Annotated in this window: 25 protein-coding genes; 10 read left to right on the forward strand and 15 right to left on the reverse strand. The window is 62.7% G+C overall.

What is annotated here, in order from left to right; translation table 11 throughout:
* The 3 genes from SO139_RS26615 to SO139_RS26625 form a co-directional block, all read right to left on the reverse strand.
* Nucleotides 1-934, reverse strand: a 934-nt coding sequence (locus SO139_RS26615) for an FAD-dependent monooxygenase (protein ID WP_498540925.1), incomplete at its 3' end; no start/stop codon positions are given.
* A 173-nt stretch (nt 935-1,107) separates the two neighbouring features.
* Nucleotides 1,108-1,944, reverse strand: coding sequence for an enoyl-CoA hydratase family protein (locus tag SO139_RS26620; RefSeq protein WP_449380100.1), 837 nt, complete (start codon nt 1,942-1,944; stop codon nt 1,108-1,110).
* Nucleotides 1,945-1,985: 41 nt separating this feature from the next.
* Nucleotides 1,986-2,747: an SDR family NAD(P)-dependent oxidoreductase gene (locus SO139_RS26625; RefSeq protein WP_449380099.1), complete on the reverse strand. Its 762-nt coding sequence runs from the start codon at nt 2,745-2,747 to the stop codon at nt 1,986-1,988.
* Between the two features lie 188 nt (nt 2,748-2,935).
* On the opposite strand from SO139_RS26625, the gene SO139_RS26630 reads away from it, so the two are divergent.
* Genes SO139_RS26630 through SO139_RS26650 form a run of 5 tightly spaced genes read left to right on the forward strand, consistent with a single transcriptional unit; the run spans nt 2,936 to nt 8,667 of the window.
* A complete protein-coding gene (locus SO139_RS26630) occupies nt 2,936-3,766 on the forward strand; it encodes an alpha/beta fold hydrolase (RefSeq protein WP_449380098.1) in 831 nt (276 codons plus the stop codon).
* Entirely contained in the window at nt 3,763-5,049 is a 1,287-nt protein-coding gene (locus tag SO139_RS26635; RefSeq protein WP_449380097.1) for an acyl-CoA dehydrogenase family protein, read from the forward strand. The genes SO139_RS26630 and SO139_RS26635 overlap by 4 nt, the downstream gene beginning before the upstream one ends.
* Nucleotides 5,050-5,051: 2 nt before the next feature.
* Complete coding sequence (locus tag SO139_RS26640) at nt 5,052-6,587, forward strand: class I adenylate-forming enzyme family protein (protein WP_449380096.1); 1,536 nt, start codon at nt 5,052-5,054, stop codon at nt 6,585-6,587.
* The gene (locus tag SO139_RS26645) at nt 6,584-7,678 is read left to right on the forward strand and encodes an NAD/NADP octopine/nopaline dehydrogenase family protein (protein WP_449380095.1); all 1,095 of its coding nucleotides are present in this window, start codon (nt 6,584-6,586) and stop codon (nt 7,676-7,678) included. Before SO139_RS26640 ends, SO139_RS26645 begins: the two co-directional genes overlap by 4 nt.
* Entirely contained in the window at nt 7,675-8,667 is a 993-nt protein-coding gene (locus SO139_RS26650) for a 3-hydroxybutyryl-CoA dehydrogenase (protein WP_449380094.1), read from the forward strand. Before SO139_RS26645 ends, SO139_RS26650 begins: the two co-directional genes overlap by 4 nt.
* On the opposite strand, the gene SO139_RS26655 is transcribed toward SO139_RS26650, so the two are convergent.
* From SO139_RS26655 to SO139_RS26680, 6 genes are all read right to left on the reverse strand, one after another.
* A complete protein-coding gene (locus SO139_RS26655) occupies nt 8,664-9,710 on the reverse strand; it encodes a 2,5-dihydroxypyridine 5,6-dioxygenase NicX family protein (RefSeq protein WP_498540926.1) in 1,047 nt (348 codons plus the stop codon). The genes SO139_RS26650 and SO139_RS26655 overlap by 4 nt on opposite strands.
* Nucleotides 9,711-9,750: 40 nt before the next feature.
* A complete protein-coding gene (locus SO139_RS26660; protein ID WP_449380092.1) occupies nt 9,751-10,518 on the reverse strand; it encodes an ABC transporter permease in 768 nt (255 codons plus the stop codon).
* Nucleotides 10,515-11,300, reverse strand: coding sequence for an ABC transporter permease (locus tag SO139_RS26665; RefSeq protein ID WP_449380091.1), 786 nt, complete (start codon nt 11,298-11,300; stop codon nt 10,515-10,517). The genes SO139_RS26660 and SO139_RS26665 overlap by 4 nt, the downstream gene beginning before the upstream one ends.
* Complete coding sequence (locus SO139_RS26670; protein WP_474799004.1) at nt 11,297-12,142, reverse strand: ABC transporter ATP-binding protein; 846 nt, start codon at nt 12,140-12,142, stop codon at nt 11,297-11,299. The genes SO139_RS26665 and SO139_RS26670 overlap by 4 nt, the downstream gene beginning before the upstream one ends.
* A gap of 122 nt (nt 12,143-12,264) precedes the next feature.
* Complete coding sequence (gene ilvD / locus SO139_RS26675) at nt 12,265-13,959, reverse strand: dihydroxy-acid dehydratase (protein WP_498540927.1); 1,695 nt, start codon at nt 13,957-13,959, stop codon at nt 12,265-12,267.
* 75 nt (nt 13,960-14,034) lie between these two features.
* Nucleotides 14,035-15,018, reverse strand: coding sequence for an ABC transporter substrate-binding protein (locus SO139_RS26680; protein ID WP_449382091.1), 984 nt, complete (start codon nt 15,016-15,018; stop codon nt 14,035-14,037).
* 171 nt (nt 15,019-15,189) lie between these two features.
* Here SO139_RS26680 and SO139_RS26685 point away from each other — a divergent pair, with 171 nt between their 5' ends.
* Complete coding sequence (locus SO139_RS26685; RefSeq protein WP_449382090.1) at nt 15,190-16,098, forward strand: NAD(P)-dependent oxidoreductase; 909 nt, start codon at nt 15,190-15,192, stop codon at nt 16,096-16,098.
* Nucleotides 16,099-16,134: 36 nt separating this feature from the next.
* Here the strand turns inward: SO139_RS26685 and SO139_RS26690 are convergent, their stop codons facing one another.
* The 4 genes from SO139_RS26690 to SO139_RS26705 all read right to left on the reverse strand — a co-directional run bounded on the left by SO139_RS26690 (nt 16,135) and on the right by SO139_RS26705 (nt 19,978).
* A complete protein-coding gene (locus tag SO139_RS26690; RefSeq protein WP_498540928.1) occupies nt 16,135-16,698 on the reverse strand; it encodes a flavin reductase family protein in 564 nt (187 codons plus the stop codon).
* A gap of 9 nt (nt 16,699-16,707) precedes the next feature.
* Nucleotides 16,708-17,937, reverse strand: a complete 1,230-nt coding sequence (locus tag SO139_RS26695) for an acyl-CoA dehydrogenase family protein (protein ID WP_498540929.1) — start codon at nt 17,935-17,937, stop codon at nt 16,708-16,710.
* Between the two features lie 64 nt (nt 17,938-18,001).
* Nucleotides 18,002-18,658, reverse strand: coding sequence for a maleylacetoacetate isomerase (gene maiA, locus SO139_RS26700; protein ID WP_498540930.1), 657 nt, complete (start codon nt 18,656-18,658; stop codon nt 18,002-18,004).
* Between the two features lie 45 nt (nt 18,659-18,703).
* On the reverse strand, nt 18,704-19,978 hold the full coding sequence (locus tag SO139_RS26705) for a CaiB/BaiF CoA transferase family protein (RefSeq protein ID WP_498540931.1): 1,275 nt from the start codon (nt 19,976-19,978) through the stop codon (nt 18,704-18,706).
* A 421-nt stretch (nt 19,979-20,399) separates the two neighbouring features.
* Here SO139_RS26705 and SO139_RS26710 point away from each other — a divergent pair, with 421 nt between their 5' ends.
* From SO139_RS26710 to SO139_RS26720, 3 genes are all read left to right on the forward strand, one after another.
* Nucleotides 20,400-20,615 carry a hypothetical protein gene (locus SO139_RS26710; RefSeq protein WP_498540932.1) on the forward strand — a complete coding sequence of 72 codons (216 nt, stop codon included), beginning with the start codon at nt 20,400-20,402 and terminating at the stop codon, nt 20,613-20,615.
* Nucleotides 20,616-20,674: 59 nt separating this feature from the next.
* Complete coding sequence (locus SO139_RS26715) at nt 20,675-20,860, forward strand: hypothetical protein (protein ID WP_449382085.1); 186 nt, start codon at nt 20,675-20,677, stop codon at nt 20,858-20,860.
* A gap of 230 nt (nt 20,861-21,090) precedes the next feature.
* Entirely contained in the window at nt 21,091-22,377 is a 1,287-nt protein-coding gene (locus SO139_RS26720) for an NRAMP family divalent metal transporter (protein WP_498540933.1), read from the forward strand.
* Nucleotides 22,378-22,728: 351 nt separating this feature from the next.
* On the opposite strand, the gene SO139_RS26725 is transcribed toward SO139_RS26720, so the two are convergent.
* Nucleotides 22,729-22,947 carry a hypothetical protein gene (locus SO139_RS26725; RefSeq protein WP_498540934.1) on the reverse strand — a complete coding sequence of 73 codons (219 nt, stop codon included), beginning with the start codon at nt 22,945-22,947 and terminating at the stop codon, nt 22,729-22,731.
* A 344-nt stretch (nt 22,948-23,291) separates the two neighbouring features.
* Here SO139_RS26725 and SO139_RS26730 point away from each other — a divergent pair, with 344 nt between their 5' ends.
* Nucleotides 23,292-24,506 (forward strand): mandelate racemase/muconate lactonizing enzyme family protein, encoded by a 1,215-nt coding sequence (locus SO139_RS26730; protein WP_498540935.1) that lies wholly within the window; start codon nt 23,292-23,294, stop codon nt 24,504-24,506.
* 4 nt (nt 24,507-24,510) lie between these two features.
* Here SO139_RS26730 and SO139_RS26735 read toward each other — a convergent pair whose 3' ends face one another.
* Nucleotides 24,511-24,792, reverse strand: a complete 282-nt coding sequence (locus SO139_RS26735) for a hypothetical protein (RefSeq protein WP_449382081.1) — start codon at nt 24,790-24,792, stop codon at nt 24,511-24,513.
* Between the last annotated feature and the right edge of the window lie 101 nt (nt 24,793-24,893).

The raw sequence follows: 24,893 nt of genomic DNA on the forward strand, positions 1-24,893 counted from the left end.
GATACATTGGATGTGCGGCATCGCCCAGCAGGGTGACCCGCCCCGACGACCAATAGGGCAAGGGATCGCGGTCACAGGTGGGATATTCATAGAACTCAGGGGTTGCCGAGATCAGGCTCTTGACGTCGACATAAGGCACAGAGAAGCGTGCAACGTGCGGCATCAATTCTTCACGCCGGCCCGGCCGTGACCAGTCCTCCTTGCGCGGCGGCGGTGCATTGCCCTCGCCGATCTTCACCAGCACCGCCCAGTTCGTGAGTCGGCTCGCGGGGCTCGAGCCCTCCGCAATCGGATAGACCACGACCTTGGCGTTCAGGCCACCGGCGACGATCATCGACTTGCCGGTGAGGAATACCGGCCAGTCGCGCGCGCCGCGCCACAGCATCAGGCCGTTCCAGCAAGGCGGTCCCTCATTGGGAAACAGCGTCTCGCGCACGCGCGAGTGGATGCCGTCAGCGCCAATCAGGATGTCGCTACGCGCCGAGTGGACGTGTGCGCCGGAGCGATCAAAGAAATAGGCGGTGACGCCGCCTTCGTCCTGGGTGAAGGCGCCCAGGCGACAACCGGTGTGAATGACCTCGGGCCCGAGCCGCTCCTCGACCGCGCGATGGATGACGCCCTGCAGGCGGCCACGATGAATCGAGAATTGCGGCACGTCATGGCCTGCGTCGATGCCGCGCGCCTCGCGCCAGACTTCCTGACCGTGACGATTGAGATAATAGAGCTGGTCGGTGCGGATGGCGGCCTCGTCGAGCTTCGGCAACAGACCGAGCCCGGCAAGCTCGCGCATGGCATGCGGCAGGGTGTTGATGCCGACGCCGAGCTCGCGAATGGTATCGGCCTGTTCGAAAATCTCACAAGCAATGCCGCGCGCCCGCAGCATCAACGCCGTCGTGAGACCTCCGATACCGCCGCCGACGATAATCGCCTTCATCGCCCAAACTCCACTCGATACATGCCAGGCAACGGGGTTAACGTCGCATGGGCGGTCACTCCGCCGCAAGCGGCTTTGTCGCCCTCACCCTCCGCGTCGCCCGGCTCCTGGGCTTAGCCTTAATTAACAACTCCTCGAAATTCCCGCCTTCGCATATTCTTGCTGCGGAGCGGCTAATCCCCCCTGAACACCGGCTTGACCTTGTTGGCGAAGGCCTCGAAAGCGCGTTCGAAATCGGCCGTCGTCATGCAGAGCGCCTGCGCCACGGCTTCCGCCTCGATCGCCTCTTCCACCGACATGGCCCATTCCATCGCCAGCATCCGCTTGGTCATGGTGTTGGCGAAGCTCGGGCCTTCCGCGACCTGTTTCGCCAGCAGTTGCGCCTGCGGCAGGACCTGATCTGACGTGACGATGCGGCTGAAGAAACCCCAGCGCTCGCCCTCCTCCGCGGTCATGAAACGACCAGTGTAAAGCAGCTCCGAGGCGCGCGATTGACCAATGATCCGCGGCAGGATGGCGCAGGCGCCCATATCGCAGCCAGCGAGCCCAACCTTGTTGAACAGAAACGCCACCTTCGCACCACTTGCCGCCAGCCGCATATCCGATGCCATGGCGACGATCGCGCCGGCACCGGCACAGATGCCTTCAACCGCGGCGACGATCGGCTGTGGGCAGGCCCGCATCGCCTTCACGAGATCGCCGGTCATGCGCGTAAAGGCGGTAAGCCCCTTGGTGTCCATCTTGACGAGGGGGCCGATGATCTCGAACACGTCGCCGCCCGAGGAGAAATTGCCGCCGGCGCCCGTGACGACGATGGCCTTCACCGCATCGTCGAACGCGCAGGCGCGAAAGAAGTCGGTGAGCTCGCGATAGCTCTCGAACGTCAGGGGATTTTTCCGGTCCGGGCGATTCAGCGTGACCGTGGCCACATGGTCAACCACTGCAAGCAGGAAATGCTGAGACGAATAATCCGCCAACGGCACGGTAACGGGATTGGCTGGTCTGCTCATGAGGACTCCCTGTCGTTCTCGTTCCACCGCTACTTTGCGGGCTATATTTCACCACCGGCTACGGCGATCGCCTGGCCCGTGATTGCGCCGGCGCCTTCACCGCAAAGCCAGAGCACAGCGTCTGCCACCTCCTGCGGCGTGACGAGCCGACCTTGCGGGTTGTGCCGCGCGAGATCGGCGATCGCCTGCTCGCGGCTCCGCCCTGTCTTCTTCATGATGGTCTCGATGCTATCGGCAACGAGGTCCGTATCCGTAAAGCCCGGGCAGACAGCATTCACGGTGATATTGCTACCGGCCATTTCCAGTGCCAGCGAACGCACGAGCCCAACCACGGCGTGTTTGGCGGCGACATAAGCACTGACGTATGCATAGCCTTTCAGTCCCGCAGTCGATGCGATCGCGACGACGCGGCCGTAAGGCCGATCCTTCATCCCGGGCAACACGGCCCGGACGGCGTGCACCACGCCCATGAAATTCACATCCATCATCCGGGCAAACAGCGCGGCGTCCGACTTCGCGAACGGCGCGGACTCGGCGCTCCCAGCGTTTGCGACCAGGATGTCGATGGGCTGCCGCTCGGCCGCCTTGGCGATTGCAGCCCTCAGCGCCGCCTCATCCGAGACATCGGCAACGGCAGTAAAATGCGCGGCACCTGCCTTGACGGCCTCTTCGAGCGTCGCTGCGTTGCGGCCGAGTATGGTGACCGTGGCGCCGGCTCCTGTCAAAGCTGCTGCGATCGCGCGGCCGATGCCGCGGCCACCGCCTGTCACGAGCGCATGCGAAGAACGCGGCAGTCCCGACATGCGCAGCCTCCCTGAAGGCACCGGTGGATCGAGCTTTTCGAATATATTTTAAGCTTCAAATTATTGCAATGGATGGCCCTTTTAAGCCTCGCGAGGCGCCGGTCCGAAAATTGCTTTAAGTATAAAGTTATCTCTTCCCATCCCCAACAGGCCTGTTAGCATCGGCGGGCCGAGCAAGAGGAAGCCGCGTGCAGCAACCGACGCCGACGATCACCAGGGACGGACGCTTCGCCTATGAGGCCGCTGGCGATCCGGATGCGGTGCCTTTGGTTTTTTTGCACGGCATTGGCGGCGCAGCGCGCGCCTGGCGCCACCAGCTTGCCACGTTCGGCAGTCGTTTTCGCACGATTGCGTGGGATATGCCTGGCTATGGCGGGTCGAAACCGCTCCGCAACGTTAGCATCGCCGCACTGGCGGAGGCCTTGCAGGAGTTCCTGCAACAGGTCGAAGCCGACAGGCCCGTCCTGGTTGGCCATTCCATTGGCGGGATGATCGTGCAGCAATGGCTGACGCAATATCCTCAGGCTGCACGCGCCGTGGTATTGGCGCAGACCAGCCCGGCCTTCGGCAAGGCCGATGGTGACTGGCAGAAATCGTTCATTGCGGCGCGGCTTGGCCCGCTCGATCGCGGCGAGACCATGAGCTCGCTCGCCCCGTCCCTCGTCAAGGAGCTGGTCGGCGAGGATCCGGACAGGGAGGGTGTGGATGTCGCGCGTGACTGCATGGCCAGCGTGCCGGAGGCGAGCTATCGCGCGATGATGCTCGCCTTGATCGGCTTCGACAGACGGAGCGCGCTCAAGGGCATCGCCGTTCCGACGCTGCTCCTGTCCGGAGCCAGAGACAACAATGCGCCTGCCCCGATGATGGCGAAAATGGCGGGCTATATTCCGACCGCTCGTTACGTGGAGCTCGCCGGCGTCGGCCATCTCGCCAATCTCGAACGTCCCCAAGAGTTCGACGCAGCAATCGGCGATTTTCTGGAATCGAGCGTGACCAAAACACAGGTGACCGGACAATGACCATGCAAGTCAGCAAGAGCAGCACAGCCGACAAGCTCGCGCTCGACGCGCCGATTTTCGATCCCGTCGCATTCCGTCTGGACGCCGAGCAGACTTCCATCATCGCGCGGGCGCGGGAGATCGGTCAGAGCGTATTCGCCGGCCGCGCCGCAGGCTATGATCGCGACGCGGTGTTCCCCACCGAGAATTACCGGGATCTGCACCGCGTCGGCCTGCTCGGCATCGCCGTCCCGAAGAAGCATGGCGGACTGGGGGCCGGCTACCAGACCTATGCGCTCGCTGCAGCTGAGATCGGTCGTTATTGCGGCGCGACCGCGCTGACCTGGAACATGCATGTCTGTTCGACCCTGTGGTCGGGTCCGCTGGCCGACGACCTCGACATGGATGACGCCATGCGTGCGGAGCACGAGCGCCGTCGCGCAGTCCACTACAAGCGCATCGTCGAGGATGGCGCGATCTACTCGCAGCCGTTCTCGGAAGGCGGCGCAGCGGCCGCTGGCGGCGTTGCTTTCGGCACCGAAGCGAAACCCGTTGGCGGCGGCTGGATCATCAACGGCAAGAAGATCTTTGCTTCACTCTCGGGCCATGCCGATTACTACGGCGTGCTCTGCACCGAAGTCGAGGAAGGCGAAAAGGCCTCACGGCGCAACACGCTCTACCTCGCCATTCCCGCCAAGACGGAAGGCGTGTCTGTCGTCGGGGATTGGGATCCGCTTGGGATGCGAGGAACAGTCTCGCGCACGCTCCTGTTCAAGGACGTGTTCGTGCCGGAAGATGCCGCCCTGATGCCGCGCGGCGTCTATTTCCAGGCGGCAATGCGCTGGCCGCACATGTTCCTGACGTTGTCGCCGACCTATATGGGCCTTGCGCAGGCGGCGTATGATTTCACCGTGCGCTATTTGCGCGGCGAGGTTCCCGGCATGCCGCCGGTCAAGCGCAGGATGTATCCGACCAAGCAGATCGCGGTCGCGCAAATGCAGATCAAGCTCGAGCAGGTCAAGGCGATCTGGTTTCAGGCGGTCACCGAGGCTTGCGCCAATCCGAGCAAGGAGCAGGTGTTGCGGGCCTACGCCGCACAATATTCGGTCATGGAAGGTGCCAACGAGCTCGCAGCGCTGGCGATCCGCACTTGTGGTGGCCAGGCCATGCTCAGATCGCTGCCGCTGGAGCGGATCTATCGCGACAGCCGCTGTGGCTCGCTGATGCTGCCCTGGACGGCCGAGCTCTGCCTCGATCGCATCGGGCGCGAAGCGCTCTACGAGCCCGGCGAATCGGACGACTGACGGTGGACCTCTGTCACCTGATCGATCGCAACGCGGCGTTCGCGCCGGACAAGCCGGCGATCCATTTCGAAGGGGAAAGCTTGAGCTATGCGGCCTTTGCCGCGCGCATCGAGCGAACCGCCAGCGCGTTGAAGGCCCAGTTCGGCGTCGGCCGCGGCGATCGCGTCGCGATCCTGAGTTTGAACCGGCCTGACTACCTCGTCCTGCTCTACGCGTGCGCACGTCTCGGCGCGATACTCGTCCCGCTAAACTGGCGGCTCGCGGTGGCCGAGCAGCTTTTCATTCTCACGGACGCCGGCGCCAAGGTGCTGGCACTCGAAGAGGCTTTCGCCGGCGTTATTCCGGAGCTGGAGCGAAGCCTGCCGGGCATCAGCCTTCTGGGTCTCGACTTCGCTCCACCGGATGGCAGCACCTTTGCCTCACTGCTGGAATGCGGCGACCATGATGGGCGCAATCCGCATGCCGATCTCGCCTGCCCGCTTCTCATCGTCTACACGTCGGGCACGACCGGGCGGCCGAAGGGCGCGGTGCTGCGTCAGGAAGCGCTGTTCTGGAACGGCGTCATGAGCCAGCACATGCACAATCTGACGTCGGACGATCACGTGCTGACGGTGCTGCCGTTCTTTCATGTCGGCGGACTCAATATCCAGACCACGCCGGCTCTGCACGCAGGTGCGAGCGTTACGATTCATTCCCGCTTCACGCCGGAGGCGGCGCTTGCCAGCTTCGAGCGCGACCGCCCAACGCTGACGGTATTGGTACCGGCGATCATCCAGGCGGTAAGCGATCATCCCGGCTGGGCTGCGGCCGATGTTTCGTCCTTGAAGGCCATCGCCACGGGATCGACCATCGTGCCACCGCACCTGATCGAGCGCTTCGTCGCGCGCGGTGTTCCGGTCTTGCAAGTCTACGGCTCGACCGAGACCTGCCCGATCGCCGTTTACACCCGGCTCGGCGGAGATATATCGCGCGCGGGCTCGACTGGCCTGCCCGGCCTCTTCTGCGAGGCCAAGGTGATTGGCACTGACGGCACCGAGGTGCCGCCTGGAACGCCTGGCGAGATCGCAGTGCGCGGCCCCAACGTATTCTTCGAGTATTGGGGCAACGAGGACGCCACGCGCGATGCGCTGCATGACGGCTGGTATCGCACCGGTGACATTGGCCTGCGCGATGACGACGGGTATTTCTGGGTCCGGGATCGCAAGAAGAACATGATCATTTCCGGCGGCGAAAACGTCTATCCAGCCGAGGTCGAGCGCGTCCTGATGGATCATCCGGATGTCAGCGAGTGCGCCGTGATCGGCAGGCCTGATCCGCGCTGGGACGAAGTGCCGGTCGCTTATGTGATCCCGCGGTCGGGCCGTCGGCCCGACGCCGACCAGTTGAAAGCGCATTTGCAGGCGCAGCTTGCACGCTACAAGGTTCCGCGCGAGTTCGTCTTTGTCACCGACCTGCCGCGCACGGCGCTGGGCAAGGTGCAGCATTTCCTGCTGAAGAAGCTCGACGCGCAGTCGTGCGCACAGGGAGAAGTCTCTTGAAGATTGCCGTGCTGGGCGGCGGCAACGGTTCCTTCGCGGCCGCCGGTGATTTTGGGCTGTCCGGGCACGAGATTCGGCTCTGGCGGCGCGACGGAGATCAAGTGGCGGCGCACCGCGCAGCCGGTTCGCGCGTCCTCGTCAAGGACCACCGCGGCCGGCACGAGGTCTGGCTTGAGCTGGTCACGACCGACATTGCCGAGGCGATCAGCAACACCGAGCTGATCCTGTGCCCCGCACCGGCCTTTGCCCAGCAGGATATCGCTCGCCTGCTTGCACCGCACCTGCGAGACGGGCAGGTCGTTTTTCTGCCGCCGGCAACCTTCGGCTCGATGATCTTCGCTCTGGCTCTGCGCGACTGCGGCAACCGCGCAAAGGCGAGCTTTGCCGAAACCGGTACGCTGCCCTGGCTGACGCGCAAGCATGGACCGTTCGAGGTCGCGATCACGATCCGCGCTAAGCGATTGCCGGTCGGCGTATTCCCGCTCAGCCGGGCGCCACACGCGCTCGATGTGATCGGCCGCGCGTTTCCTGATGCGATTGAACCGTGCGGAGACGCTCTGTCCGGCGCCTTGATGAATGCAGGGCCTATCATCCATCCGCCGCTGATCGTCATGAACGCCGGTCCGATCGAGCATTTTGAACGCTGGGACATCCATAAGGAAGGCACGCAAGCCGCGATCCGACGGGTAACGGATGCGCTTGACGCCGAGCGCATCGCGGTGCGCGAAGAGCTCGGCTACGAAGCTCCGCACTTCCCACTTGCCCACCATTACGCAAAGGAAGGCGAGATCTGGATGTATGGCCGCGGCTCGCATGATCGGCTGACCGATTCCGGCGATTGGCGCGAGCGGATCGTGCTGAGGGACCATCGCTACATGCGGGAAGATCTGCGGCTCGGGCTCTCGTTCCTCGTCTCGGTCGCCGAGCTAACCGGCGTTGCAACGCCGCTCGCGCGGGCCTTCCTCTCCATCGGCGGCGCAATCTGCGGCGAGGATTTTGCACAAAGTGGTCGCACGCTCGCAAGCTTGGGTCTCGGCCAACTCAGCCAAGCCGAATTGCAGACATTGCTACGCGAGGGCTTTGACCGATGACCGCCCGCGCCCACATCGCCTGTCTCGGCGCTGGCCGCATGGGCCGCGGGATTGCGGTCGCCTTTGCTTATGCCGGGCATGCTGTCACGATGATCGACGTCAAGGCGCGCTCTGCGGAAGACTTCGCAAGACTCGAGGCCGACGCGTTGAATGAGGCCCGGAAGACATTCGCGAGTCTGACGCGCCTTGGACTGCTCACCGATGTGCAAGCTGACATGCTCATCAGGCGGGTCTCGGTGGTACCGGCCAGTGAAAGCGATGAAGCCCTGTCCAGCGCTGGCCTGGTCTTCGAAGGGGTCCCCGAAGTCGTTGCGCTCAAGCGCGACGTGCTCGCCGCCGCATCAAGGCAGGTCGGACGCGACACCATCATTGCTTCCACGACATCGACGATCCTCGTCGACGATCTCTCCTGTGCGATCGAACATCCAGGCCGCTTCCTCAACGTGCACTGGCTCAATCCGGCCTATCTGATCCCTCTGGTCGAAGTCTCGCCAGGCGCCGCCACCGATCCGGCCGTTGTGGCTCAAGTCAAGGCGCTGCTCGAAGGCATCGGCAAGGTGCCGGTGGTCTGCGCCGCAACGCCCGGCTTCATCGTCCCGCGCATCCAGGCGCTCGCCATGAACGAGGCTGCGCGCATGGTCGAGGAAGGCGTTGCCAGCGCCGAGGAGATCGACAAGGCGATCCGCTACGGGTTCGGCTTCCGCTATGCGGTCCTGGGCCTCCTGGAGTTCATCGATTGGGGCGGCGGCGATATTCTCTTCTACGCCAGCCGCTATCTCGAAGGCGCCCTCGGTAGCGAGCGCTATCGGGCGCCCGAAGTCATTTCCCAAAACATGCAGGAAGGCCGGATCGGACTTCGTACCGGCGCAGGTTTCCTCGATTATTCGGGGCTCGATATCGACGCCTATCGCGAGGCACGGCTCAAGGCGATGGTCGACCTGCTCCGGCATTTTGGCCTCGCGCGACCGCCCGCGCTCGACGACGACTAGCTGAACACGTTTTGCAGCACGCCGTCACGCACCACCGCAACGCCGTCCAGCTCGATCGTGGTTCCCATCATCGGCAGGTCGAAATGTCCCGCCGTGTAGCGGCCGGCAAATTCGTTCGCGCCGGTCGAGAACAGGAAGTTGCCGGAGACCGCGCGCAGTTCGGTGCCGTTGGTGTCGCGCTGATCGTACATCGACAAGGCCTCATAGCGGGCGCCCGGGTTCATGCCGAACCCCACATGCGACACCGCATAGGCCTCCCGGTCGCCCCATGCCGCGAGGTAGGCGCGCATCATGGCAGCGTCGGTGCCCTCTCCTTCGAGTTCGACGACATAGTCGTCTTTCAGCGTCATTGTCACGGGAGATGTCAGGTAACGCTTGAAGGTGAGATTGATGTCACCCGGCGCCATGATAACAGTCCCGTTGATGGTCCCGCTCTTTGGAAAGCTGACGACGATGCCGCCCGGCCAATGCGCCAGCGTCCCCGGCTTGTCGGTCCACCCCCAGACCCCGACCGTCGAAGCCCCGACCATGTCGACATCGAGAGCCGTGCCTGCCTTCGAGGTGACGCGCATCCGCTTCGTTCCGCGCAGCATCTTCGCTGCCGCGCGAACCCGCTTTTCGAGCGCTGGATCCGGCACCATGCGCTCGAGCGCTTCCGGATGCTCATTGGAGATCACCAGAATTCGGGCACCGGCCTTCAGGATTTCCGGCGTCTCCACGGCGTGCATCAGGCCTTCAATGGTGCAATCGACCACGAAACCGGCCTGCTGCAGGGCACTGATGACGGGCGCCATCCGCTGGATCGCCTCGCTCGCCCCGGTAGAACGGACGGGCACGATATGGCGGTTCCTCGGCGTGGGCATAACGACATGGAACGGTCGTGCGCCTATACGCAGCAGAGCGAGCTCCGCCAGATGCACGTTGAGCGCACGCGACTGGGTTTCCGAAAGGATGGCGGCCGTATCGCCAGCCTTGACGGCACACCGCTCAAAAATCTCGCAGAACGCGTCGATCCATTTCGCCTCGATCCGATCCGCCAGCATGGTTCGCTCCCCGACTTTCTTATTCTCTTGTTCGCTCAGATCACGCCTCGGGAAATCCCCGCAGCAGGTACGACCGCGCAGCTTGCAACAGCGCGTTCAGTATCAATCCCAGCAGAGAGATCGTGATCAACGGCACGAACATGTCAACGGCCTGGAACGTGCGGGCCGCAGTGATGAGCACGTGGCCGAGGCCGTCGGTCGACGTGATCATCTCGGCCAGGAACACCACGATGCACGAAATGACGAGCCCGATGCGGCAGCCCGTCAGGATCGACGGCATCGCAGCCGGCAGCACGACCTTGAGCAAGATCTCCCGCCGCGGCGTACCGGCCGCCATCGCCGACCAGATCAGCTTCTGCTCCACGGTGGAGGCACCATAATAGGTGGACAAAAGGATCGGGAACAGCGCATCCGCGGCGACCAGCGCGATCTTCGATTCATGACTGAAGCCGAGTAGCAGCAGCAGCGCAGGATAAAGCGCGACTTTTGGCAACGGCGCGAGAACCCGTACGAGCGGCCGCACGATGGCGTTGATCGCAGGACTCGCGGCCGCCACCATACCGATGCTGACGCCCAGCGCGACCGCAATCAGGAAACCCGCGAATAGCCGGAACAGCGTCGCGATGATCTCCTGCTGAAAACCGACGGTGGCAAGCTGTTGCAGCAACCGCGTAAATACGAATCCCGGTGGAGGTAGCAACGCGACTGGTGCAACTCCAAACGATACCAAGCCCTGCCACGATGCAATGAGCAAGGCGATCGGCAGAAGCCCGAGGAATACGTCCGTAGAGAGCGCGCGCGACTTCATGAAAAGCTCAGGGGCATGTCGAACTGAGGCTCCGACCACCGCACCAGGCGTGCCCGGACCTTCTCGAAGGCAGCATCAAGGCCTATTCCCATGGCACCGACGATAATGATCATAGCGAAGACGGTGTCGTACTGGCCCATGTCCAGCGCATTGAACAGGATATTGCCTGCGCCGGACTGACGGGCGATCATCTCGCTGGTGATCATGGTGATCAGCGCCAGCACGAGCCCTGTACGACAACCAGTCAGGATCTCCGGCAACGCCGCTGGCAGCACGATGCGGACCAGGCGTTGTACGGATGACAGGCCCATGGCCGCCCCGGACCATAGCATCTTCTCCTCGACCGCCTTGGCACCTTCAAAGCTGTGATAAATTACCGGCAGGCTGACACCTAGGAAGATGACAAGCGTCTTGGCGATATCGCCGACGCCCAGCCAAAGCATGATGATCGGCATCAACGCCGCCTTTGGCACGGGATAGATCACCATCAGAAGCGGATTGAAGAACGCCGCCACGGCCCGGCTTCGGCCCATCAGGAGCCCAAGGGGGATCGAAACGGCGACGGCTGCGGCAAATCCGATCGTCATGCGACGCAGCGACGCCAGGATATTAATCAGGGACTCCTTGTCGCCAAGGATGGCAGGAACCGCACGCATGGCTTCGAGCGCGGTCGGGAAACTGTCGTTCTTCAGAGCAAGCGCCGCAACCTGCCACACCGCGAGCAGCCCGACGCAGGCGAGCACGGGAGCAACGCGCCTACCGATGGCAGCGGGCAAAGTCATGCCTTCACACCCGTCTCGTCGCCATCATCGAACATGCGTTCGATATCGACGACGTATTTCTGATAGCGCGGGTCGAGCAGCAGCTCGGTGCGCCGGCGCGGCCGAGGCAGATCGATATCGACCACCTGCCGGATACGGCCGGGGGATCGCGACATCATCACGACCTTGTCCGAAAGAAACACCGCCTCATCGACGGAGTGCGTCACGAACAGAACCGTCTTCCGATCTCGTTCCCAGATGTTCAAGAGGTCGTTCTGAAGCCGTGTACGAGTATGAGCATCGAGCGCTCCGAAGGGCTCATCCATCAGCAAGACTTCGGGATGGTAAGCGAGCGTACGAGCAAGCGCGACGCGCTGCTTCATTCCGCCTGACAGCTCCTTGGGAAAGAAATTCTCGTAGCCCTTGAGGCCGACCATCTCGATCAGCGCGCGGCTTTGTGCTTCCGCTTCAGTCGCACGGACGCCTTGCTGACGCGGTCCGTACATGACGTTGCCGAGGACGGTCTTCCAGGGAAAGAGCGCGAACTCCTGAAATACCGGCCCGCGATCGGGCCCCGGTGCCGTGATCGTCTTGCCCTTCACTTTCGCGGAGCCGCTGGTCGGACTGACGAAACCGCCGACGATGTAGAGAAGCGTCGACTTGCCGCAGCCGGACGGCCCGAGGATGGAGACGAAAGCGCCTGCTTCGATCGTCAGCGAAATTTCCGAAAGCGCAAGATGATCCTTGCGCGCGGACGTTTGAAAGATCTGCGAAACGCGGTCGATCTCGATCATGGCGGTCGACGGCTGTCGTGCCGGCACTTGAACCGCCATCTCGCTCGATCTTGAAGGCAACACCTTCATGCCGTCTCTTGCCTCATGCGTACGCTGATCCGTATGCGAACGACCTGCTGAATTCCCTTCACGATTGGCATCAGCTTAGCAAGAAACTTGCCAGACGAATGCCGCCCTAGCGCGCGAGTCGATCACTTGAACCACGGCCATTCCGCCGGTCCTTCGTGTGTGACCGCTCCGCCCGGAGCCTGCCCAACCAGACGCGCATATTTCGCAAGGGCGCCGGCGCGGTGGCGCGGTGGCCGCGGTTTCCAGTTGCGCCGGCGCGTTGCGAGCTCCTGTTCGTCGACCAAAAGGTCCATGCGACGGCCGCCGGCGTCGATCCGAATTCTATCGCCGTCGCGCACGAGCGCCAACGGGCCTCCGATGAAGGCTTCAGGAGAAACGTAGCCGATACACATGCCACGTGTCGCGCCGGAAAAACGCCCATCGGTGATCAGGGCGACCTTCTCGCCCATACCCTGGCCATAGATCAGCGCCGTGACGCCGAGCATCTCGCGCATGCCGGGGCCGCCAACTGGTCCTTCATTGCGGATCACCAGGACCTCACCCGAGGTGTAGTTGCGGTTACGCACGGCTTCGACACATGCCTCTTCGTCTTCGAAGACACGTGCGGGCCCTTCAAAGGACAGGCTCTTCAGTCCAGCAACCTTGATCACGGCACCATCCGGGCAGAGACTGCCCTTCAGCACTGCAACGCCTCCATCGCTCATAATGGGTGTGCCGGCCGAATAAATTACTTCGCCATCCGGCGCGTTGGCGCTGCCATAGTCCTCGGCGAGTGTACGACCGGTAATCATCAGGGCGCTTCCATCGATATGCCCGCTCTGAACGAGTTCACGGATCACCACGGCGGCTCCGCCGATATCGTAAACATCCTTGGCGGTGTACTTGCCGCCGGGACGCAGATTTCCAATCAGCGGGGTACGGGCAAAAACCTCGCCAACGTCATCGATGGTGAAGGAAATCCCGGCCTCGTTCGCTATTGCCGGCAGGTGCAAGGCCGCATTCGTCGAGCCACCGGTGGCCGCGACAATTGCGGCACCATTTTCCAGCGCCTTCCGTGTCACGATATCACGCGGCAATGGCCCGCCGCGCTCGAGCATTTCCATGACGAGCCGGCCCGCACGGCGCGAGACCTGCGCGCGTTCCGGATAGACACCGGGAATCATCGAACAATTGGGGATGGTGAGGCCCATCGCCTCCGAAACCATCGCCATGGTGTTTGCGGTGAATTGTCCGGCGCACGCGCCGATGGTCGGCAAGCAGCTTCGCTCGATCTTTTCGAGTGTTGGACCATCGATCTCGCCGGTCATGAAGCCGCCGACCGCCTCATAGGAATCGAGGACGGTCAGCGTTCGTCCTTCCAGTCGGCCCGGCAATGCACTGCCGCCGTAGATGAAGATCGACGGCACATTGCAGCGGATCATGCCCATCATCACGCCGGGAAGCGTCTTGTCGCAGCCGCCGAAGCCGATCAATGCGTCGTAGGCAAGGCCGTGAACGACGGCTTCGATGGAGTCGGCGATCAGCTCGCGCGAAAACAGCGAGAACTTCATTCCCTCGTGATTCATGCTGATGCCGTCGGACACCGAGATCGTCGTGAACTCGCGAGGTGTTCCGCCGGCTTCCTCGATGCCCGCTTTGGCCGCCTCGACCTGGAAATCATGCGTCATGTTGCAGGGCGTCTGCTCACCCTTCATGCTGACGACGCCGACCATCGGCTTGGCGAGAGCCGCGTCGTCCAGCCCCATCGCGCGCATGAATGCGCGATGCGGCGCGCGGTCGAGGCCGTCAGTCGTTATCCGGGAGCGCAGCTTGTTCATGTCGGTATCATCTACATTCGACGTCCCACCCAATATTGGGACGCCGCAAATCGTTCCGGCTATTCGCCGAGCTGCTTATTGCAATGGCGCAACGATGGTCGGATGCTTGAACTGCGCGACATCCAGTTTCGGCAGCATTCCGGTTTCGGCGTAGATATCCAGCATCTTCTGGATCGCCGGGAAGTTCGGTGCAGCGCCCGGATCTCGCCCGAAATCATTGTCCTTCAACAAGTAGGTGTCGAGAACCGGGATCGGCGCCTTGAGTACTTCAGATACCACCTTCAGCGTTTCTTCGCGGTTCGCCAGCGCTTTCTTCATGCCGGAGGTGATGTCGCGCACATAGGCCTTCACCAGTTCCGGGTTCTTGTCGACGAAATCGGCGCGGCAGGCTTCAAGGATATGCACGATGTTCGGCATGGCCTGCGACAGCGAAAACAGCTTGCGCGTGCCACCCTTTGCTTCCGCACGCGCGGCAAATGGCTGGTTCATGTTGACGGCGTCGACCCGGCCCTGCCGCAATGCGTCTTCGGAGACCGCAAAGCCGACCTCGACGAGCTTGATGTCCTTTGCGGGATCGATGCCATTCTGCTTGAGCAGCATGTTGAACGGTCCCTGCGTGCCACCGCCGATCACCGAAATGCCGACCGTCTTGCCCTTGAGATCGGCGATCGTCTTGATCGGCGAGTCGTCCATCACCGCCCAATAGACCGAAAATCCGCCCGGCTTCTCGAACACGTGCTGAGCGACGATGTAGGCCTTGAGATTGCCGCCGACCACGCCGTTGGACAGGGACAAGGGCGCCTGCGTGGCGCAGTCGAGCGCGCCGGCGGCCAGTGCCTGCGTCATGGGCGCGGTGCCCTGGAATTGCGTCCACTCGATATTATAGGTCTTGCCGAGATCGGGAAATTCCGCCGGCCGCCGCATCATCCAATATTTGGATTCCTCAGCCGGAATGGTCCAGCCGACGCGGATCGTCTGCTGCGCCCGCGATGAGCCCGTGCTCGCGGCGATCGCCGCCACCGTCCCAAATGCCAGGACCCACTTTGAAACCGTCCGCATCATGCCGCTCCGCTGCTTCGACGCCGACCGGCGCCACCCAACCCGACCAGGAGCCAAATGTTTCATGGTTCAAACAGTCAGGCAAGCCATGCGCACCGACGCGATTTCCCGATCGGCTCCCGTGTATGCTAGGGCCACATTCAACCAGCATTGCTCAGAAGGAAGCGACCCATGGCCGAATCCCCCGGCGCGACGCCGCACACCGCCGAGAAGCTCGGCTATCTGGGCCTCGGATTGATGGGTGCCCCCATGACCCGGCGACTGCTCGCGGCTGGTTACGAGGTAGCGATTTGGAACCGTTCGGCCGCGAAGGCGGCGGCCCTCGTCGAAGCCGGCGCGAAGCGCTCAACCAGCCCCCGCGACGTTTTGACCAGTGCCAGCGTCGTTTTCATGTGCCTGACGGATGCCGCGGCAGTCGAGGAAGTGATCTTCGGCCCTGAAGGACTTTTCACGGTTCCAGGCGCGGGAAAGCTCGTCGTCGACTTCTCATCCATCCATCCGGATGCCGCGCGCGACATTGCCGCGCGGCTCAAGGCGGCAAACGGCACGGGCTGGATTGACGCGCCGGTCTCGGGCGGCACAAAAGGAGCAGAGGAAGGCACGCTAGCGGTCATGGCTGGCGGAGATCCCGCCGACGTCGAGAGGGTGCGGCCGTACGTCCTTGCAATGGCGCGCAGACTCACACACATGGGCCCGATCGGCGCCGGCCAGACGACCAAGCTCTGCAACCAGGTGATCGTTGGCTGCGCGATGGCCGTCCTTGCCGAAGCAACGCGTCTTGCGGTGAATGCAGGGATCGACGCAGGACGACTTCCGGAAGCGCTCGCCGGAGGCTTTGCCGATTCCATTCCCCTCCAGCTCTTCGTCCCACGGATGGTTCGGGGCATTCATTCCCCGCCGCTCGGCCACATCGCGACTATGCTGAAGGATCTCGACACCGTCGCCGATGTCGCCCACGCCACCTCGACGCCCGTTCCGATGGCTTCGCTCGCGGGGCAGCTGTTCAGACTTGCCAGCGCGAGCCGCGGGGCGGATGCCGATGCGCTGGAGATCTACCAGCTCTCCGCACCGAAAGGCTGAATCGGCTTGAACGCGGAAACGCCGAACCGGTCCGTCTTACGACGGCTTCTGGCGATCATCGTCCGCCAAAAAATGCCCGTAGCTCCCGCGCGCAAAAAGCAGCGGCTCGTTTCGATTGTAGGAATAGGCCTCGACGGCTCCAAGAAAGATCACGTGGTCGCCGCCATAATATCGATTGACCGATCGGCATTGAAAGTTGGCAACACCTTCGGCAAGCACCGGCGCATTCCCGAGCCCGGGACTCCAGTCAACGCCGGTGAACTTGTCGTCCGAGGATTTTGCGAACGTGTTCGCAAGTGCCTGCTGTGAGGCGCCGAGCACGTTGACTGCGAAATGGCTGGCATTCTGAAACACGGTCAGGCTCGACGAATAGACCACGAGACTCCAGAGCACGAGCGGCGGATTGAGAGATACCGAAGCGAATGAATTGCACGTCAGACCGTAGGGTTTGCCGTCCGGACCCGCGGCGGTAATGATGGTCACCCCCGTCGCATAGGTGCCAAGGGCAGTGCGAAAATCGCGCGGATCGATCGGCGAGTTGTCGCTCGCCAGTTCGTTCGCTGGGTCTGCGGCCGGCGGCTGCTTGGGCAAATCAGTCATCAGCCGGCCTCACAGCGTCAAGTTCTCGGACGGCAGGCCGAGCGCGACACGGCCGTAGTTGGTCCCGGCTGCATCGAAATTGAACGCAAGGTGCGAGTTGATGGCATGAGCATCGCGGAATTGCCGCTGCAAGACGCCGCTCGTGAACAATCCCCGCGCACCGCTGGCGGCAAACAGCATCGACACCGCCTCGGTACACAGATTGACCGAGAATGCGCCGTCGCGTCGGTACTTGGTCTTGGCTGCCATGCTCGGAACGTGGCAACGCCGCGCATCTTCCATGGCAAGCGCACAGGCAGAGCGCATGATCAAGCGCGCGGCGTCGACCTTCGCCGAGGCATCGGCAATCTTGATCTGCGTGCTCTGGAAATCGCTCAGCTTGGCGCGGTTGTAGGTCGATATGCGGTGGCGAACGACCTCGACGTAGTCGTCCAGGCACGCCTGAGCATTTCCGAGCGCGACGCCGGACAGAACGTACGGAAACAAGGAAAATACCGGAAGCGCATAGAGCTGATTGGGATTGACCGCGCTCCCGGGCGTCGGACCTCCGGCCAGATTGCCGACGGCGACCGTCATGTAGTCGGGAACAAAGGCATCCCTGACTTCCACGTCACTCGAACCGGTGCCCCGCAGTCCCGCCGCGTTCCACGTGTCGAGGATCTTGTAGTCCTGCCTGGGAAGCAAGAAGATGCGATATTCGATGCCATCGGCCTCATCATCGGAGTAGACCACGCTCGCAAGCATGTTCCATTCGCAGGACGCCACGCCCGACGAGAATGGCCAGCTTCCGTGCAACCGATAACCGCCATCGGTCTTCCGGGCACGACCGGCCGGGAAAATGAACGACGAAGCGATCAGGGTATTGGCATCGCGGCCCCAGACCAAAGTCTGGGCCTTCTCTTCGAACATGCCGAGCATCCAATGGTGGCTCGCCAGATTGGCAAAATTCCAGGCCACTGAAGCGTCTGCCTGCCCCAACAGGTCGGCACAATCGATCAGCGCAACGTAATCGAGCTCCGATCCGCCGAAACGCCTGGGCTGAAGAATCCTGAATAGGCCGGCGTCATGAAGGTCCTGTTCGGTCTCGGGCGGAAGGCGTCGAAGCTCCTCCGTCCGCGCCGCGCGCTGGCGCAATTGTGGAACGAGCGCCCTCGCGCGCGCGATCATCGCGGCATAGGCACGCTCACCGGTCTCAGCCTCCGGCTGGGCCGCACCTGAGATGGGATTGCCGGCCACCATTCGTATCCTTCGTTTCCGCAACTGTTATGCGGCCGGAAGCCCGCCAAATCAAGACGATGCAATGTCAGCGACCGGATTCGGTTTTGTACCCGGGTTGCTCGAACGGATGAGATATTGCAAACGCCGGCAACGCGAAACAGCGCTCCGCGAGCCGGGTCACGGTCGGAAACGGCGCCATATTCAATTTGAGGAAATGGGCTCCCACAACCTGCCCCGCAATGCAGATATCAGCTATCCCGGGCATGGCGCCTAAGGCGAACGGAGCCGGCGATCGTCTTGCCAGGAGCCGCTCATAGGTCGCCAACGCCTCGCGCGCCCAATGCTCGGCCCATCCTGTGACCGCGTCACCATCTGCCCCGAATGCCTTTACGAGGTGATTGCGCACACGCGGCGTCACCAGCGGATGGGCGTCCGCGACCGTCACCAGAGCCAGCGACCGCGCATATGCGCGATCGGCCGGATCGGTTGGCAACAACCTCGGCCCGTGACTGACATCGTCGAGATACTCGATGATCGCGAGCGATTGAAACACCCGGTATCCGTCGTGCACCAAAGTCGGCACGACACGCTCCGTGTTCACGGCATCATAGTCAGGCGTGAACTGCTCGCCCGACATGATGTCGATGGGGATTTCCCTGAACGGCAAAGCCTTGAGCTTCAGCGCCACCCGCACGCGAAAGGACGCGATCGATCGCCAGAAACCGTAGAGTTCGATGTTCATCGTCACTCCCTTCCATTCGCCAACGCTTCCGGCCCTAGGCAAGGTTCAGGGAACGGGTACCCCCGGTCGCCGGCCGGCTCCGAAGGCTCCGCTCTCCGCAAGCTCGGCGAGCCATCGCTCGTCATAGCCAAGCGTCTCGCGCAAGACGTCCCTGGTGTGCTCACCCAACAGCGGCGCCGCGACGGGCTCAACGGCGGGCGTGAGATTCATGGACACCGGAGATTCGATGTTAGGCACCCAGCCCGCCGTGGGGTGCGGGATCTTATTCAGCCGTTGCCGCTCTCGCGCCTCGGGTGCATTGAAGCCTTCCTCGACAGTGCGAAGATAGCCAACCGGGATATTGGCCTGTTTCATCTTCATCATCCAGTTCTCGAGGCGATCGCCTGCAAACACCTCGGCAATGGCGGCGCGCAGCCTCTCCTTGTTTTCGGAGCGTGCTTTCCGCGTGGTAAAGCGGGGATCGGTGATCAGCTCAGGTCGATCAAGCACCTCGACGACAAGACGCCGGTAAAGCCTGTCATTGGCGCAAGCCATATAGAGCGGTCCGTCAGACGCCTCGTAGACTCCGACGGTGGGAGAACCGCTCGGCGAATTGCCGAATCGTCCGGGATTGTGGCCGTTGATGAGATAAGCCATGCCATAGAAGCCGGTCATGGCCATCGCAATATCAAACAGCGCGACTTCAACGTGCTGCCCGCGGCCCAGCTTCTCCCGGGCCAGCAGCGCAAGGAGGATAGCGTTGCCGGCGGCCATCCCTGTCGCCATGTCGACGATCGGCGGACCAGTCCGAACCGGCGGGCCATCAGGGAAGCCGTTCAGCGACATGAAGCCGCTCTCGGCCTGGGTGATAGGATCAAAGCCGGGCCGCGAAGCAAACGGCCCGGTGCGGCCATAGGCAGAGATCGAGCAATAAACCAGCCGCGGGTTGGTCGGCGCGACCGATACATAATCGAGGCCGAACTTCTTCATGACGCCGCCCGAGAAATTCTCGACGACCACGTCCGCCTTGCGGATCAGCTCGCGCGCCACGTCGCGCGCGGCCGGCACCGCAAGATCCAGCGCGATGCCACGCTTGTTGCGATTGAGGCTGAGGAAGGCGGCGCTCTCGCCTCCGATCTCGGCGTGCTCATAGGCCCGCGTATCGTCGCCGCCGTCGGGATTCTCGATCTTGATGATGGTGGCGCCGAAATCGCCAAGCGTCTGCGTACAGGCGGGCCCCGCGACCACGCGCGTGAAATCGATGACCAGCAGTCCGCCAAGTGCCGTAGGTCCGTTCCCGGCGCGCGGTGGACGCTCCGGCAGTTGCGGCTGATCGATCATGCGCGCTCGCTCCCTACATCGGCTTGTGCCCGCCGAATAGCAACTTTAAAGCCCGCCTCACGGCACGGGCAAGTCCCCTGCCCGCTTGCGATCATAAAGCAATGATGCCGCGGATCGCCGGCGTCTCTCAAAACGCAAAAACGGCCCGGCAGCGTCAAGCTGCCGGGCCGTTTCAACGTAGCGAACGATGGCCTGCCGTCCGTGCTTTGCGCGGCGCATTCCGCTTCACGGAAGCATGATGGCCCCTAAACCCCGTTCAGCCATTTTCGCCAGTAAAGCGTATTGCGCCACCCCAAGGCACCTCCGGCTCATAAAGCCGGTAGCCCGTCCTGATGAAGTTATTCGCAGATATCCTGTTGTCGGCCGTGTCCGAAACGATGCTCTCCCCCTCTGAGCTATCTCGTCTGACGTGAGCGGCATCATGACGAAAAAACCCGCAGCGGAATTCTCCGCGCGGGTTGATGCAAACTCTTTCGATGATGCCACTATAGAGGTGATTTGCCCGACGCGTCAAGTGCAACTTCGCTTAATCAGAAGCCTATCACAGACCTATCAAACTTTATCTAAAATGCACGAAACCGAATTTGGCGGAATGAAACTTCTTCACGCCACTATCGCCTCCAATCTTGTCGAGTGACTGAAGGATCAAGCGTTGAGCGGCGGCCCGACGTTTGAAATCCATCGAGGAGGAGATCGATGTACTACGTCGCCGCTGCACTGCTTGGCTTGTCGGGCCTGTTCTATTCCGCGAGCCATCACGAGATCGGCTCGTTCGGCGCCACCATGTGTACCTATGGCAGCGCGTTCTGTGACAATCCGATCTACGTTCTCACCGGAGCAGGTCTCGCGGCCGCCTGGGGAATGTTCGTCAGCGTCCGCTAGTCCGCAATCTCCGCCCTCGCCTCAACAACAAAGCCCGCGACCGGTGAACGGCGCGAGCTCCGACGATTTCTGCGATGATGCCTGTTTACAGGTGATTTGCCCGACGTGTCAACCGCAAATGCGGACAATCCGAAACGCGGGTCGAACTGACCCGCGGGAACTTTTGATCCTTGCCCCGAGTTAGCCGGGAGAATTGGGAAAAAGCCAGCCGACGCGAGACCCCGCTGTTCATGACCGCCCCCATCCTTCCCGCACCGCCAAAATCCTTCCGGATGGTGCTAAAGCGGCTGGGGCCCGGTCTGATCACGGGGGCGGCCGACGACGATCCGTCGGGCATCGCCACCTATTCGCAGGCCGGCGCGCAGTTCGGCTATGGCCTGCTCTGGACGGTGTTTCTCACCCTGCCGTTCATGATCGCGATCCAGCTCGTCAGCGCGCGGATCGGCCGGGTCACCGGCAAGGGGCTGGCGGCCAACGTCATGAAGATCGTGCCGCGCTGGCTGGTGCTGGCGCTGGTCGCCATGCTGGTTGCCGCGAACACGTTCAACATCGCCGCCGACATCGCCGCGATGGCGGAGGCGCTCTCGCTGGTCATCGGCGGGCTGAACCACGAGCACGCGCTGATCTTCGCGGCGTCCTCGACCCTGCTGCAGATCTTCGTGCCCTATCGCCGCTACACGCCGGTGCTGAAATTCCTGACGCTGTCGCTGTTCGCCTATGTCGCGACCGCCTTCACCGTGAACATCCCCTGGAGCACGGCGCTGCTGGCGGCGGTCTGGCCGCAGGCCAATGTCAGCGCCGATTATTTCCTGATGGTGGTCGCCGTGCTCGGCACCACCATCAGCCCCTATCTCTTCTTCTGGCAGGCCTCTCAGGAGGTCGAGGAGATGAACCACAAAAACCGCCAGCCGCTGGCGAAGGCGCCGCGCGCGGGCGATCCCGAGCTGACGCGCATCAGGGCCGACACCACGCTCGGCATGCTGCTCTCGAACGGCATCGCCTTCTTCATCATCCTGACCACAGCGTCCGTGCTGCACGCCAATGGCGTGACCAAAATCAATTCGGCGACGGAGGCCGCCGAAGCGCTGCGGCCGCTCGCCGGCGATTTCACCTTCCTGCTGTTCGCGCTCGGCATCATCGGCACGGGCCTGCTGGCGATCCCGGTGCTGGCGGGCTCGGCGGCCTATGGCGTTGCGGAAATCTTCGGCTGGCGCGCCACGCTGGAGGCGAAGCCGGATGAAGCCGTCGGCTTCTACACGATCATCGCGGCCGCGACCGTCATCGGCTTCTCGCTCGGCTTCACCGGCATCGATTCCATCCACATGCTGGTGTGGAGCGCCGTGCTCAACGGCATCGTCGCCGTCCCCATCATGGTGATGATGATGCTGATCGTCTCGAACGCCGGCGTCATGGGCCAGTTCAGGGCGCGGACATGGCTGATCGCGCTCGGCTGGCTCGGCACGGCGCTGATGGCGCTCGCGGTCGTCGCCCTGCTCGGCTCGTCCGTCGTCGGTTGAGCGTGATCCGGAAAAGTGTGAAGCGGTTTTCCGAAAAGATCATGCTGAAATGACAACCTGAAGCGCGATGACGATTCCCCCTGATCTCATCGCGCTCTGGGCGTGCGGCTCAGTTCGAGGTGAGGGCCGCCGAAACCTGCGACGCGATGATGAAGGCCACGAACACTGCCGGCACGCTGATCAATCTCAGAAACTGGTCTACCGAAAGCATCGCGTCGTCCCCCAAGACAATGCGCCTTCCCTAGCCGTGCGCCCTAGAGCTCCGTTCCGATTGAATCGGAACTGAGCTCTAGATTCTAGTTTTGACGCGTTTTCTTTCGCGAACCGGTCGCCACTTCGCTGGAAAACGCTTTACTGAACCCTCTGCACGATTTGCTGATCGGCCGTGAGAATCTGGTCGGAAATGGCTGCCCCGCCCAAGGTGAGCAGCGCCAGAATCGAGATAACGGCCAAGGCTTGCATGGGGCTGATGGTGGGGGTGCGATTGTGGCCAAAACGGAAAGAAGCCGGCGCGATTTCGCGGCGATCTCCGGAAAGATCATGGCTATCCCCAGCCTTTCCGGCAGCCATTTCGCGCTGCAAAACAACGCTGCTGCATAAGCCCTGCGCGCCTCCATCGCTTCTCGGGGCTCGCGCCTTAGCCTAATTCTATTGCGTGACAAACACTGCTTTCGTCATCCTGAGGAGCGCGGGACGCGCGTCTCGAAGGATGGCCGCGGGCGAGATCCGGGCCTTCATGGTTCGAGACGCGCTCCGCGCTCCTCACCATGAGGGTCTTATGACGCGGTAAGACGAACAGGTTCTGCGGGCGTCGTGCGAAAGCCGGGTCGCCGCATCGCCAAATCAAGCGCGACAAACGCGAAGCGTTTGCGCGGAGATCAACAAGGCTCATCAAGCAGCCGCCGGGGAGCGACATGACGACATCATCCAAAGCCACTGCCATCGAAATCCTCGCCTGCGATGCCGGCTGGCGAAACTACCATTTCGTCAAGCTGACGACGGAAGACGGCATCGTCGGCTGGAGCGAGTTCGACGAAGGCTTTGGCTCGCCCGGTGTGGGCGCCGCGATCCAGCGCCTGTCGAGCCGCGTCATCGGGCAAAACGTCTTCCAGCACGAGCGCATCCATGCCGAGCTGTTCGCAGCGACGCGGCCGGCCGCCGGCGGCGTCGTGGCGCAGGCGCTGGGTGCGATCGAGAACGCGCTGCTCGACGCCAAGGCCAAATGTCTCGGCGTGCCCTGCTACGAGCTCCTCGGCGGCAAGATCCGCGATCGCGTCCGCGTGTACTGGTCGCATTGCGCGACGTGGCGGATCAATCATCCCTCCTGGTACAAGCCGCCGATCGAAAGCCTCGACGGCGTCAAGGCGATGGGCCGCGAGGTGCGCGAGAAGAAATTCACCGCGCTCAAGACCAACATCTTCTCCTATGACGAGGGCAAGCCGACCGGCTGGCGCCCCGGCTTCGGCTCGCCGTTCCTGCCCGAGATCAATGTCGATCGCAAAATCCTGCGCGACCTGCACATGCATCTGGAGGCGATCCGCGACGGCGCCGGTCCTGACGTCGAGATCCTGCTCGACTGCAACTTCAACGCCAAGACCGAAGGTTATTTGAAGATCCTGCGCGCGATCGCGGACATCGACATGTTCTGGGTCGAGATCGACAGCTTCAATCCGGAAGCGCTCGGCTATATCCGCAGGCAGAGCCCGCACCCGATCTCGTCCTGCGAAACGCTCCTGGGGCTGCGCGAATTTTTGCCCTATTTCCGCGAGCAGGCCATGGACGTCGCGATCGTCGACACGCCCTGGAACGGCGTCTGGCAGTCGATGAAGATCGCTTCAGTCGCCGAAGCCTTCGAGGTCAACGTCGCGCCGCATAATTTCTACGGCCATCTCTGCTCGATGATGAACGCGCATTTCTGCGCCGCCATGCCGAACCTGCGCATCATGGAGATCGACATCGACCGCCTGGCGTGGGACCGCGAGCTCTTCACGCATGAGCCGGAGATCGCGAACGGCCATCTCGTCATTCCGAACCGCCCGGGCTGGGGCACCGAGCCGAACGAGGAGGCGCTTGCCGCGCACCCGCCGAAGACCCACGGCGGGCTGCTCAGCTACGGCCGCAAGAGCTGAAGGACTACGGCGTTATGGGGTTGACGGCCGGGGATGCCTTCGGCCCCGGACGCACCGGCTCGATCGGAGATTTCGGATCGGTCGGCAGCACCATGGCGCCCGCGGCACGCGCGGCTTCACCCGTGGTGTGATACATCGCGACCTGCGCCGACTGCGTCTTGGCCCGGCTCCACGGGCCATGGTCGACAAGCAGCATCGCGGCAATGGTAACGCCGGCGACGATCAGCGCGATCACGCCGGGATGGCGAAGCGCAATAGCAAGGGAGTTCGTGAAGCTTGTTGCCATCGAACACTCTGGGCTGTTTCCTCTCATGGGTTAATTCAATGAGGTCGCGCGTGGTTCCGTCTCAAACGGCGCGGTTCCTTCGGAACCCAGCGATTGTCGCG

The sequence above is a fragment of the Bradyrhizobium sp. UFLA05-89 genome (genome assembly GCF_059803475.1).